Raw genomic sequence first — 11,588 nt, 5'->3', positions numbered from 1 at the left:
CCGTCACCGTTCAGTCCTAGACCCGGGCGCTTACAAAGGCCAGCATTTCCTCGGCCGACATTGGCCGGGCGAAGTGATAGCCCTGGGCATGGCTGCAGCCTAGATGGCGCAGCAGTTCGGCGGCAGTCTCAGTCTCGACGCCCTCTGCCACGCAGTCCAATCCCAGATTGCGTGCCAGTCCGATGATGGCTTCGACGATCAACTGGTTGCGACCACGCTGGCCGAGATCCTGTAGGAAGCTGCGGTCGATCTTGAGTCTGTCGACGGGGAAGCGAGTTAGGTAGGACAGGCTGGAATAGCCGGTGCCGAAGTCGTCTATCGATAGGGCCACGCCCAGCTGCTTGAGGCGTGTCACCGTGGCCAGCACGCTGGCCGGATCGCTGATCAGGATGGACTCGGTCAACTCCAGATCGAGCCGCTGTGGCGCCAGCCCGCTGTCGCTCAGCGCCGATCGGACCAGAGCCTCCAGCCCGTTCTCGCCGAACTGCAGGGCCGAGAGATTGACCGCCACCCACGGAGCGCGGCCCTCGATCTCGGGCCAGCGCCGGGCCTGGCGACAGGCCTCGCGCAGCGCCCATTCGCCTATGCGCACGATCAGCCCGCTTTCTTCGGCTACCGGAATGAACTGGGCAGGCGGCATCAAGCGGCCATCGGGCAGGCGCCAGCGCAGCAAGGCCTCGGCGCCCACCAGGCGGCCGCTGGCCAGTTCGATCTGGGGCTGGAAATGCAGCTCGAACTCACCCCGCTCCAGCGCCACGGCCAGGCCGCTCTGCAGCCGCAGCCGGTCCTGCACATCGTCCTGCATGCTGGGGTCGTAGAGGCGCCAGCAATTGCGCCCGTCTGCCTTGGCGCGGTACATCGCGGTATCGGCGTGGCGCTGCAGACTTCCCAACGCCGTCCCGTGGTCGGGATAGCGGGCCACACCGAAGGAGGCCGAGACACGCAGTTCGGCCCCGTCCACCGGCAGTGGCGCCGCCAGCGCCTGTTGCAGCGCCTGCAAGCGGCGCTCGATACAGGTGTGATCGTGGATGCCTTTGAGCAGGATCAGGAACTCGTCCCCGCCCAGCCGACCCACGGTATCGCCCTCGCGCAGGGCTGCACGTAGGCGCTGGGCACTTGCGCGCAGCAGCTGGTCGCCGGCATCGTGGCCCATGGAGTCGTTGATGGTTTTGAACTGATCCAGGTCTAGCAGCAGCACCGCCACGCCGAGCTGCTCGCGCTTGGCCTCGTCGATTGCTTGCTGCATGCGGTCTTGCAGCAGCGCGCGATTGGGCAGGCCGGTCAGCGGATCGTGATAGGCCAGAAACTCCAGCCGCTGCTCGACCCGCAGGCGCTCGGCCATCTCCTCGCTCAGGCGCTGATAGGGCTCGCGCACGGTAACCAGGAAGACCGCGCGGTAGATGAAGTAGTAGGCAAGGATCTTGTAGAGATGGCCCAGCAGGCTGTAGATGTCGTTGACATTGGCATAGAGCGTGAAGCACAGCTCGCTGAGAATGGTGATCAGGGCAGCCAGTGCCAGATCGGCACTGCTGTAGTGACCACGCGCCGTCTGGTGCACCAGGGCCCAGGCAGCGACGGCCAGCAGGGCGACGATGCCGTACTCGGCCACTATCTTGACTTCGGTCAAGCCTTTGCCGGTCACGAACAAGGCTGGCCATACATCGGGCCAGGCCAGCAGGCTGGTGTAGCCCAGCAGCACCAGACCCAGGGCCGCCGCCAGCAAGCCGCGCCGCTGGATACGCTGCAGGACGGGCGAGTGTGGCTGCAGTGCCACCAACAGCAAGACTGTGGCGGCGCAGTAGCGGGCACACAGCCAGAAGGCGATTGCCTTTTGCGGCGCAGCCGGGCCAAAAAAGTCCGGCATGCCCTTGTAGGACAGAAGGTGGCCGATGTCGAACAGGCCCACCGCTGCGAAGCCGGCGCCGAGCAGGGCGGTGTTGAGGCTGAGGTCGCGCCCCTCGGCATGCCAGGCCGAGGCGAAGACCAGGCCCGCGATCAGCACGGCGAACAGCTCGCACAGCGTGTGCAGCCAAACCGGAAAAACCTGCTCGCTGTATTTCAGATAGGCCAGCGAGGGCGATGCCATGAAGATCAACAACAGCAGCACCAGCACCGACAACAGAGCAATGGCTCTGCGAAAGCTTAGCGGGTCAGCGGTCAAACGGACCTCCCTCATGGCCAGAAACCATGCAGGCAAGCATAGCGGCTGCGCTTCAGCCGGCTGTCGTGGCGGCGAGACGCAGGTGGCTCGAAAAACGGCGCGGCCGGCCGTCCAGCGGATCGGTGAAGGCAACTTCGCGCGCCAGCAGCTGCAGCGGCTGTGTGTAGTCCGGCACGGTCGTATCGGCTTGCAACAGGGGATAGATGCGGTCGCCCAGCAAGGGCAGGTTCAGCATGCTCATCTGTGCGCGCAACTGGTGCTTCTGGCCGGTGCGCGGACGAAGCTCGTAGCGCGCCAGGTCCCTGCCCAGCCGCTCGATCATCGCAATGTCGGTCTCGGCATTGGGCTCGCCGGCCACCTCCTCCATCTGCATGAAGGCGTCGGCGCGCTGCTGCAGACGGCTGCGATAAGTCATCGGCAGCGGCAGCTCGGGTCTGAAGCCCGCGATAGCCTCGTAGACCTTCTCGACCGCGCGTTCGCGGAACAGGCGCTGGTAGGCGTCGCGGTCCTGTGGCCTCACGGCGAACAGGCACAAGCCGGCGGTCTCACGGTCGATGCGGTGGATAGGTGTCAGGGTCGCAATGCCGCTGCGCTTCTTCAGCCGCGTCAGCAGGGTCTGTTGCACATAGCGGCCCTTGGGTGTGACCGGCAGGAAGTGCGGCTTGTCGGCCACCAGCAGGTGCTCGTCTTGGAACAGCACGGTCTCGGCGAAGGGAATGTCCGGCTCGTCCGGCAGCTGGCGGTAGTAAAAGATACGGCGCCCGGCGCGATAGGTCGTCTCGGGCGGCAAGGCATGGCCCTGCTCGTCCAGCACCTGACCGGCGGCCATGCGCGCGCGCCATTCATCGCGCGAAACCAGCGGCAGACGCTCGGCCAGGCAGTCCAGCAGCGAGGCCCAGGGACCGAGTCCCAGAGCCAAGGCGCTGGCGCTGACACCATCGAGCAGCGGCAGCTCGGGCTTGGGCGGGCGGCTCATTATTCGATCTGCGGGCCGGCGCTGGCACGTTCGTCCAGATAGCGAAGCAGGCGCCGGCGCTCGGCCTCGTCCAGCGCGGTGCCGCGCCACTCGCGCAGCCAGCGCTCGCGCTGCGGGTCCTCGGCCAGCGTGCGCACGGCCCGGTCGATCGCCTCGATCCGCCGCCGGCCTTCGGGCGTGCGGCTGCAGGCGGCCATGGCCATGGTGGTGCTGCGGCCTTCGGCCAACGGCAGTTTGAGTAGCTCGGGCGGACCGCCCAGGTTGAGCATGAACTCGTCAACCGCAGCCGGGTACTCCAGCGTGTAGTCCATGCGCTTGGCGCGCAGCATTGCTAGCAGCTGCATGCCGCGGCCGGTGGCGACGGTCTTGGGCGCATTTGCGCCTTGAGCCTGCAGCAGCGTGTCGATGCGTGGGCCGTAGCTGCGGTCGCGCGGCAGCAGGCCGACCAGCTCGCGGCGCTGCAGCAGCTCGGCCAGCTGCAAGGTTTGGCCGGCCTGCTCGAAGCGTGCTTTGCTGTCGCGATGCACGATCACATGGATCTCGCGCGAGGCCAGGGCCGGATGCAGATGCGTGAAGTACAGCCAGTCCAGCCGCTCGGGCCGGCGCACATGCAGCACGCTGCACAGCGTTTCTCCCTGGCGAGCCAGACTTTCGAAGCGCGCCGTGCTGGCCTCGACAAATTCATGGCGGTACTCGGACAGGCGCGGGATCAACAGGCGCAGGAAGCCGTCGACTTCGCCGCGCCCCAGATCCTCAAGGGTCTGGGGCACGCGGCCGCCGGCATAGCTGAAATGCGGCGGCATGTGCTGCACCACCCAGCGCAGCGTGGTTGGCGGCGGCGACGGCGGCTGGGCCTGGGCGCCGGCTGCCGCGCAGGCCAGCACGGCAAGGCCGCGCACAAGGAGGCGTCGCATGGAATGCGGATGTTGGCTGACCGAGCCTCAGTCGCCGTCCACCCATTCGATGCGGGCACCCAGGCGGCCGATGTTCTCGGCGAAGTGTGGGTGGGCGCGGCGGATCGGTGTGGCGTTGCGGATGGTCGACTTGCCGGGGATGCTGGCGGCCACCATCAGTAGCGCGATCGCGACGCGGATGATGTAGGGGCTCTCGACCTCGGCGGGGGCCAGCGGCTTGCCGCCAAAGGTCACCATGCGGTGCGGGTCGGACAGGAAGGCATGGGCACCGAACTTGCTGAGCTCCGAGGTCCAGCCCATCGCGCCGTCATAGACCTTGTTCCAGAACATCACACTGCCCTCGGCCTTGACGCCCAGCGCAACGAAGATGGGCAGCAGGTCGACCGGCAGATAGGGCCAGGGCGCAGCCTCGACCTTTTGCAGGATGTTGCGGGTGAACGGTTCCTTGACCTTGAGCTTGCCGTCCGGCGACACCAGCTGCGCGCGCGACCAGCCGCCCTCGTGAATGATCTGCACGCCGAACTTGGCAAAAGTGCGGTCGATCAGCGGGAACTGCTCGGGCGTCGAGTTCTTGACCTGCACATCGCCGCCGGTGATGGCACCCAGGGCCAGGAAGGTGACGATCTCGTGGAAATCCTCGGCGAACGTGAACTCGCCGCCTTGCAGCGCGTCGACGCCGGTGATCGTCAGCTTGGAGGTGCCCAGGCCCTCGATCTTGGCGCCTAGCATCCGCATGAACTCGCAGAACTCCTGCACATGCGGCTCAGAGGCGGCGTTCATCAGGGTCGAGCGGCCGTCGGCCAGCGCGGCGCAGAGCACGAAGTTCTCGGTGGTGGTGACCGAGGCGTAGTCGGTCCAGTGATTGTTGGCGCGCAGCTTGCTCGCGCCGCTGTCTCCCGGATGCCCGACCTGAACCAGCAGGCCGTCGCTGTGGCGCTCGACCGCGGCGCCGAAGCGCTCGAACACCTCGACATGCGGGTCGATCTCTCGCGCGCCCAGCGTGCAGCCCTTGACATCGTCTTCGATGCGGGCGGCGCCGAAGCGCGCCATCAGGCCCGGCACCAGCATGATGGAGCTGCGCATCTCCTCGGGTAGGCGATCGACGGCCGGGTCGAAGTGGGTGTCTCTGTGGTGCACATCGAGGATGCCGGTCGCGAAGTCCACGGTTACCGTGCTGCCCAGGCTGCGGAACACCTCGAGAATCTTCTTGACGTCGGTGATCTCGGGCACGCCATTGAGCCGGATCGGCTGCTTGCTCAGCAGCGTGGCGCACAGAATCGGCAGCACCGCGTTCTTGTTGGCCGAGGGAGTGATGCGGCCCTTCAAAGGGGTGCCGCCGTGGACGATCAGATTGGACATGGGGCGCGGGGGCTTTCGACTGCGGGCAAGGAGGACGGAAACTGGCGACGATTATCAACCGTCCGGGTCCAGGCGCTTGGCGCGCGCCAGCCGCCACGGCGGCTCCTCGGCATAGACCTGCTCGGCATTGGTCGCGGTTTCCTGCAGCCGTGTGTCTATCGCGATCCGCTTGTCGAACACAAAGCATTCGCCCTGCCAATCGGATTCGGGCTCGGGCATCGACTGGAAATAGTTCAGGATGCCGCCGTCGAGCTGGTAGACCTGCAGACCCTGATCTTGCATCCAGGCGGCGGTCTTCTCGCAGCGAATGCCGCCGGTGCAATACATCGCGATGGTCTTGCCCTCGCGCTTCCATGCCTCGGCATGGTCGTTCACATAGGCGGGGAAATCGCGGAAGTGCGTGACCGCTGGATCGATGGCGCCGGCGAAGCGGCCGAGCTTGAACTCGAAGCTGTTGCGGTTGTCGAGCACCAGCACATCGGGCCGAGCCAGCAGCTCGCGCCAGCGCGCCGGTGCCACATGGGTGTCGGGTCGCTCGGGCGCCGGCAGGCCGCTGACGCCTGGCACTCCGAAGGCGACGATCTCCGGCTTCACATGGACCTTGATCAGCGTGAACGGCCGGGTCACGCAGGCGCTGTGCTTGAACACCAGGCCGGCGAAGGCCCCGCCGAACAGTGGGTCGCTCTGCAGCGCCGCCTCGAAGGCCCTCAGCACGTCCGGCTCGCCGGCCACCGCGCCGCTGATGCCTTCGGCCGCAACCAGGATATTGCCTCCCAGCCCGATGGCCACCAGCTCACGCAGTCGCGCCGCCACGCTCTGCGGGTCGCTCAGCGCGACAAAGCGGTAGAAGGAGCTGTGGATTTCGGTGCAGGGCATGGATAGGTTTCAAGCAGGACGGGGCGCTGCTAATGGTAGCGGGACCGGCGCCACGCATCGGCGATGCCGGCGCGGTGCTTGAATGCGCATGCCCCCCTACAATCCCGCACCTTCCGAACTGAGCTGGGGTATTTTCCGTGTCCGACCGTCTGGCCGTATTGCCGCAGTACCTGATGCCCAAGCAGGCGCTGACCCGTCTGGCGGGGCTGTTTGCCTCGGCACGCCTGGGTGCGCTGACGACGGCCGTGATCCGGCGTTTTGTCGCTCGCTACCGGGTCGATATGGCCGAGGCGGCCGACCCCGACATCGCCAGCTACCCGAGCTTCAACGAGTTTTTTACCCGTGCGCTCAAGCCGGGCGCGCGGCCGCTGGCCGATGGTCCGCTGATCTGCCCGGTGGACGGCGGCATCAGCCAGTTCGGTGCGATCGCGGGCGACCAGGTCTTCCAGGCCAAAGGCCACAGCTTCTCGACCACGGGCCTGGTCGGCGGTGATGCGGCGCTGGCCGCGCAGTTTCGCGACGGCTTCTTCGCCAATCTGTACCTGAGCCCGCGCGACTACCACCGCATCCACATGCCTTGCGATGGCCGCCTGACGCGCATGATCCATGTGCCCGGCGCGCTGTTTTCGGTCAACCCGACCACGGCGCGCGGCGTGCCTGGCCTGTTCGCCCGCAACGAACGCGTGGTCTGCGTGTTCGATGGCGAGGCCGGTCCCTTTGTGATGGTGCTGGTCGGCGCCACCATCGTCGGTTCGATGGCCACGGTCTGGCATGGCCAGGTCAATCCGCCGCGCCCCGGCCATCTGCGCGAGTGGAGCTATCCCGACGCCCAGGTCGTGCTCAAGCAAGGCGAGGAGATGGGCCGCTTCCTGCTTGGCTCCACCGTCGTGATGCTGTTCCCGCAGGGCCAGGGCCTGAGCTTCAATCCCGGCTGGCAGCCGGGTGCTGCGATCCGGCTCGGCGAGCTGATGGCACGCACTAGGAATTGACCAGCGGATGGATGTCGACAAAGCGCCGCAGCAGTTCCGTGGCGCGCTCGGCCGATAGCGGTCGGCTCAGGTAGTAGCCCTGCAGCTGGGTGCAGCCCAGCGCCTCGACAGCCATGGCCTGCTCCTCGGTCTCGACGCCCTCGGCGATGATCTCAAGCCCCAGCGAATGGCCTAGCGCGCAGGTCGCCTGGACCACCGCGCTGGCGTCCTGGCGTGGCAGCGGCTCTATCATGCTGCGGTCCAACTTCATCGCATGAATGGGCAGTTGGCGCAGCATGGTCAGTGAGGACTGGCCGGTGCCGAAGTCGTCCAGTGCGCACAGCACGCCGGCCGCGCGCAGCCGCTCTAACTGCGGCAGCACCCGTTCAACATGGCCGATCGCCGCGCTCTCGGTGATCTCGATCTGCAGCGCCGCCGGCGGTAGGCGCTGACGCTCCAGCGCGGCCAGCAGCTGCGGCACGAACTCTGGATCCTCGAACTGCAGTGGCGATACATTGATGGCCACCGGCAACAGCCGGCCGAAGCGGTCCAGCCACTGGCGCAGCTGGGCGGTCGCGATCTCGATGATCAGCGTGCCCAGCGCGCGGATCTGGCCGGTGCGCTCAGCCGCCGGGATGAACTCGGCCGGGCTGACCGGGCCGATGCCTGGCCGCTGCCAGCGCACCAGCGCCTCGAAACCGCAGAGCTCGCGCGAGACCGCCAGCATCTTGGGCTGGTAGTCGAGCCGGAACTGGCCCTCCTCCAGCGCCTTCGAGAGCGCCTGCTCGGCCTCCATGCGCGCCTGGGCGGCGCGATTCATCGCCGCATCGAAGAAGGCATAGGTGGCGCCGGCGCGCGCCTTGGCCCGATGCATCGCGGAGTCGGCGGCGCGCAGCAGGCCGGGGCCGTCGGCCGCGTCCTGTGGAAACAGCGCCACGCCGACCGACATATGGACGAACAGCTCGGCCCCGTCGACGGCGAAGGGCCGCTCCATCAGCGCCAGCAGCCGCTCGGCGAAGGCCAGCGCTTCGGCCCGCCCAGGCGCCCCCTCGACCAGCATCACGAACTGGTCCTCGCCCAGTCGCGCGACCGTCGCGTTGTGGGGCAGCTCGGCGCACAGGCGCTGCGCGATGCCCTGCAGCAAGGCATCGCCGACCGCATGGCCCAGCGATTCATTGATTAATTGGAATCGGTCCATATCCGCCGACACCAGGGCGAACGGCGACGCGCCCAGCCGCGTGAGCTGCCGCAGGCGCTCGACCGCGAAGTTGCGGTTCGGCAGCGCGGTCAGCTCGTCGTGCAGGGCCTGGCGGCGCAAGGCTTCGAGGGCCGCCTGGCGCTCGCTGTCGTCGATCATCACCAGTAGCTCGGCCGGCTGGCCGTCCCAGTCCAGATGGCTGGACAGGCCGCGTACATGGAGCAGCCGTCCATCGAAGCCCAGCCGCGGCCCCTCCCATTCGATGCGGGCCTGCGAGTCGGCCAGCACTGCGCGATGGCGCTGCCGCGCAGCCTGGCGCAGATCCGGCGAGACCAGTTCGGCCAGCGCGGTCTCCCCCGGCCGGTCGCGCAGCGGATCGTGGCCGAACATGCGGCGCGCCGCCGGGTTGGCGTAGACGACCCGGTAGTCCTGCAACACCACCAGGCCCTGCAGCGAGTGCTCGGCCAGACGCGTGAATCGCTCGGCCTGGCGCTGCGCCTGGCCATGGGCCCGGCCCACCGACAAAAGCATCAGTCCCAGGCCCAGCGCGGTCTGCACGATCAGGCCCAGGCCGTACGTGATGACCGAGCGGCCCTGCGGGTCCAGCAGTGGGCCGCTCGCGTGCACCAGGGCCACCGCGACGAAGCCGGCGCACACCCAGCGCTCCAGCCCCTGGCTGGCACGCCACAGAATTGCCGCGCTGGCCATCGCGCCCAGGCCCAGTACCAGCGCGCCCATGAGCACCGCCTGGCTCATCTCGCGTGAGCCCAACGCCGCTAGCACGCACATCAGCAACACGAAGCCCGGCAGCCATTGCATCAGCCGCAGCTGCCGGCCGCGATAGTCCAGCGCGCCGGCCAGCTGCAGCAGCTGCGAGCCCATCACCGCCGCCGAGGCCACAAAAGCCTGCAGATTGCGCGCAGCACCTGGTTCGAACAGGTCCTGAAGCAGCGGGCCGCCGCCCAGGCCCAGGGCCAGCAGAATCCAGCTCCACCCCCATTGCCGCACGTAGCGCAGACTGCGTTCCTGCCGCCATAAGAGCAGCAGCGCGCCGCCAAGCATGGCGAGCAGCGCGGCGCTGACCAGCAACAAAGGTGTCATCGGGGTGGACGGGTGTTTTGGTGAATCCTAAGCTGAGCGCGGCGCGCTTGCTGGGAGAATAGGCGGCAATCCGAGCGACTTTGTCTAATCCGGCCCACACCCGACCCCCGATCACCACCATGACCCTGCGCGTTCTGACCGGCATCACCACCACCGGCACCCTGCATCTCGGCAACTATGTCGGCGCGGTGCGCCGCGCCATCGCCGCCAGCCGTGAGACCGGCGCCGAGAGCTTTTTCTTCATGGCGGACTACCACGCGCTGATCAAGTGCGACGAGCCCGGCCGCATCGAGGCCTCGCGCCTGCAGATAGCCGCCACCTGGCTGGCCGCAGGCCTGGACACCGAGCGCGTGACTTTCTACCGCCAGAGCGATATCCCCGAGATTCCCGAGCTGACTTGGCTGCTGACCTGCGTCACCTCCAAGGGCCAGATGAACCGTGCCCATGCCTACAAGGGCGCGGTGGACGCCAATGTGGCGGCAGGCGAGGATGCCGATGCCGGCATCACGATGGGCTTGTACAGCTACCCCATCCTGATGGCTGCCGACATCCTGATGTTCAACGCCCACCGCGTGCCGGTCGGCAAGGACCAGGCCCAGCACATCGAGATGGCCCGCGATGTTGCCCAACGCTTCAACCATCTCTTCGGCGGCGGCGAGGACTTCTTCGTGCTGCCCGAGGCCAGCATCGACGAGGAGATGGAGCTGCTGCCCGGCCTGGACGGCCGCAAGATGAGCAAAAGCTATGACAACGTGATCCCGCTGTTCGAGGGTGGGGCCAAGGGACTGCGCGAGGCCATTGCCCGCATCGTCACCGACTCGCGCTTGCCTGGCGAGCCCAAGGAGCCCGAGGGTTCGCATTTGGTGCAGATCTTTGACGCCTTCGCGACCCCCGCGCAGCGTCAGGCCTTTCGCGAGGCGCTGCGCGCCGGCCTGGCCTGGGGCGAGGCCAAGCAGCAGCTGTTTGAGCTCATCGACGCCGAGATCGGTCCGATGCGCGCACGCTACGAGGCCTTGATGGCGCACCCCGAGCAGATCGAGGCGGTGCTGATGGCCGGTGCGGCCAAGGCGCGAGCCCAGGCCGCGCCGCTGCTGCAGCGCCTGCGCGAGGCGGTGGGCCTGCGCCGCTTCCGGCCGCTGGCTGCGCCGGTGCAAGCGGCGGCCAAGGCGAAATCGGCCCTCCCGGTGTTTAAGCAGTACCGCGAGGCTGACGGCCAGTTCTACTTCAAGCTCAATGCCGCCGATGGGGGCCTGCTCCTGCAAAGCAGCGGCTTTGCGCAAGGGCGCGAGGCCGGCCAGTGGGTGGCGCGGCTCAAGCGTGAAGGCGCGGCCGCGCTGGCGCAGGCACCGGTGGAGCGCGCCGCCGGGCTCGCGGCGGGGGTGCTGGAAGAGGCCTTGGACGCGCTGGCCGCTGCGGCCGCCGCTGAGTAAGCAAGGCGGAGCGTGCGATGAGCCAGGGCGCGATCACGCAGTTGCTGGTGGATTGCTCGGGCGGCGATGCCCAGGCGCTGCAGCGGCTCTACGCGACGCTTTACCCGGAGATCAAGCGGGTGGCGCGGCAGCGGCTGGCGCAATCGGGCCGGGTCGTCGGACTCAACACCACGGCCCTGGTGCACGAGGGCTTCCTGCGTATCGCCGAGCAGGAGGGCTTGCAGGGCGCTTCGCGCGGCCAGTTCTTCGCCTATGTTGGCAGGGTGCTGCGCTCGGTGGTGATCGACCACGTGCGCGCCGAGGGGCGCGACAAGCGCGGCGGCGATGCGGTCATGGTGACCTTGTCGGCCGCCGAGCAGGTGGCGGCGGTGAGCAGCGAGATGGTGGACCTGATCGCGCTGGACCGCGCGCTTGCGCGCATGCAGGTGCTGGATCAGGGGCTGTACGAGCTGATCGAGATGCTCAGCTTTGCCGGCCTGACGATTGCCGAGGTGGCGCTGCTGCGCGGCACGTCCAGCCGTACTGTCAACCGCGAGCTGATCAAGGCGCGGGCTCTGCTGCAGGAGCTGCTGGGCGACGCTGCCGGCACTCTCCGCTGAGGGCTC

The 11,588-nt window shown here is 67.7% G+C and carries 9 protein-coding genes; 3 read left to right on the top strand and 6 right to left on the bottom strand.

From position 1 onward, the window contains the following. Nucleotides 1-16 precede the first annotated feature (16 nt). The 5 genes from OOZ63_RS09980 to OOZ63_RS09960 are packed head-to-tail and all read right to left on the bottom strand — an operon-like array spanning nucleotide 17 to nucleotide 6,286. The gene (locus tag OOZ63_RS09980) at nucleotides 17-2,161 is read right to left on the bottom strand and encodes a putative bifunctional diguanylate cyclase/phosphodiesterase (protein WP_266005299.1); all 2,145 of its coding nucleotides are present in this window, start codon (nucleotides 2,159-2,161) and stop codon (nucleotides 17-19) included. A gap of 52 nt (nucleotides 2,162-2,213) precedes the next feature. Then, complete coding sequence (locus OOZ63_RS09975; protein ID WP_266005298.1) at nucleotides 2,214-3,137, bottom strand: pseudouridine synthase; 924 nt, start codon at nucleotides 3,135-3,137, stop codon at nucleotides 2,214-2,216. Continuing rightward, nucleotides 3,137-4,051, bottom strand: a complete 915-nt coding sequence (locus OOZ63_RS09970) for a hypothetical protein (protein ID WP_266005297.1) — start codon at nucleotides 4,049-4,051, stop codon at nucleotides 3,137-3,139. The genes OOZ63_RS09975 and OOZ63_RS09970 overlap by 1 nt, the downstream gene beginning before the upstream one ends. Before the next feature lie 27 nt (nucleotides 4,052-4,078). Then, nucleotides 4,079-5,410 carry a UDP-N-acetylglucosamine 1-carboxyvinyltransferase gene (locus OOZ63_RS09965; protein ID WP_266005296.1) on the bottom strand — a complete coding sequence of 444 codons (1,332 nt, stop codon included), beginning with the start codon at nucleotides 5,408-5,410 and terminating at the stop codon, nucleotides 4,079-4,081. Between the two features lie 54 nt (nucleotides 5,411-5,464). After that, on the bottom strand, nucleotides 5,465-6,286 hold the full coding sequence (locus OOZ63_RS09960) for a rhodanese-like domain-containing protein (RefSeq protein WP_266005295.1): 822 nt from the start codon (nucleotides 6,284-6,286) through the stop codon (nucleotides 5,465-5,467). 137 nt (nucleotides 6,287-6,423) lie between these two features. Between OOZ63_RS09960 and asd the strand changes: the two genes are divergently transcribed. Further along, nucleotides 6,424-7,275: an archaetidylserine decarboxylase gene (gene asd / locus OOZ63_RS09955; RefSeq protein ID WP_266005293.1), complete on the top strand. Its 852-nt coding sequence runs from the start codon at nucleotides 6,424-6,426 to the stop codon at nucleotides 7,273-7,275. On the opposite strand, the gene OOZ63_RS09950 is transcribed toward asd, so the two are convergent. Then, a complete protein-coding gene (locus OOZ63_RS09950; protein ID WP_266005291.1) occupies nucleotides 7,265-9,553 on the bottom strand; it encodes a putative bifunctional diguanylate cyclase/phosphodiesterase in 2,289 nt (762 codons plus the stop codon). The genes asd and OOZ63_RS09950 overlap by 11 nt on opposite strands. A gap of 119 nt (nucleotides 9,554-9,672) precedes the next feature. On the opposite strand from OOZ63_RS09950, the gene OOZ63_RS09945 reads away from it, so the two are divergent. Both OOZ63_RS09945 and OOZ63_RS09940 read left to right on the top strand, forming a co-directional pair. Further along, nucleotides 9,673-10,983 carry a tryptophan--tRNA ligase gene (locus OOZ63_RS09945; protein WP_266005290.1) on the top strand — a complete coding sequence of 437 codons (1,311 nt, stop codon included), beginning with the start codon at nucleotides 9,673-9,675 and terminating at the stop codon, nucleotides 10,981-10,983. Between the two features lie 17 nt (nucleotides 10,984-11,000). Next, complete coding sequence (locus tag OOZ63_RS09940) at nucleotides 11,001-11,582, top strand: ECF-type sigma factor (protein ID WP_266005289.1); 582 nt, start codon at nucleotides 11,001-11,003, stop codon at nucleotides 11,580-11,582. Nucleotides 11,583-11,588 lie beyond the last annotated feature (6 nt).

The sequence above is a fragment of the Paucibacter sp. PLA-PC-4 genome, assembly GCF_026241155.1.
In the GTDB taxonomy this organism is placed as follows: domain Bacteria; phylum Pseudomonadota; class Gammaproteobacteria; order Burkholderiales; family Burkholderiaceae_C; genus Roseateles_E.
Note: the sequence above shows the minus strand (reverse complement) of the source record. Positions and strands in the feature narration are given on the sequence as shown.

Bases quoted from the DNA above. Each gene is read 5' to 3' on its own strand.
- OOZ63_RS09970 (WP_266005297.1), bottom strand. From the start codon at position 4,051: ATGCGACGCCTCCTTGTGCGCGGCCTTGCCGTGCTGGCCTGCGCGGCA.
- OOZ63_RS09975 (WP_266005298.1), bottom strand. From the start codon at position 3,137: ATGAGCCGCCCGCCCAAGCCCGAGCTGCCGCTGCTCGATGGTGTCAGC.
- OOZ63_RS09960 (WP_266005295.1), bottom strand. From the start codon at position 6,286: ATGCCCTGCACCGAAATCCACAGCTCCTTCTACCGCTTTGTCGCGCTG.
- OOZ63_RS09950 (WP_266005291.1), bottom strand. From the start codon at position 9,553: ATGACACCTTTGTTGCTGGTCAGCGCCGCGCTGCTCGCCATGCTTGGC.
- OOZ63_RS09940 (WP_266005289.1), top strand. From the start codon at position 11,001: ATGAGCCAGGGCGCGATCACGCAGTTGCTGGTGGATTGCTCGGGCGGC.
- OOZ63_RS09945 (WP_266005290.1), top strand. From the start codon at position 9,673: ATGACCCTGCGCGTTCTGACCGGCATCACCACCACCGGCACCCTGCAT.
- OOZ63_RS09965 (WP_266005296.1), bottom strand. From the start codon at position 5,410: ATGTCCAATCTGATCGTCCACGGCGGCACCCCTTTGAAGGGCCGCATC.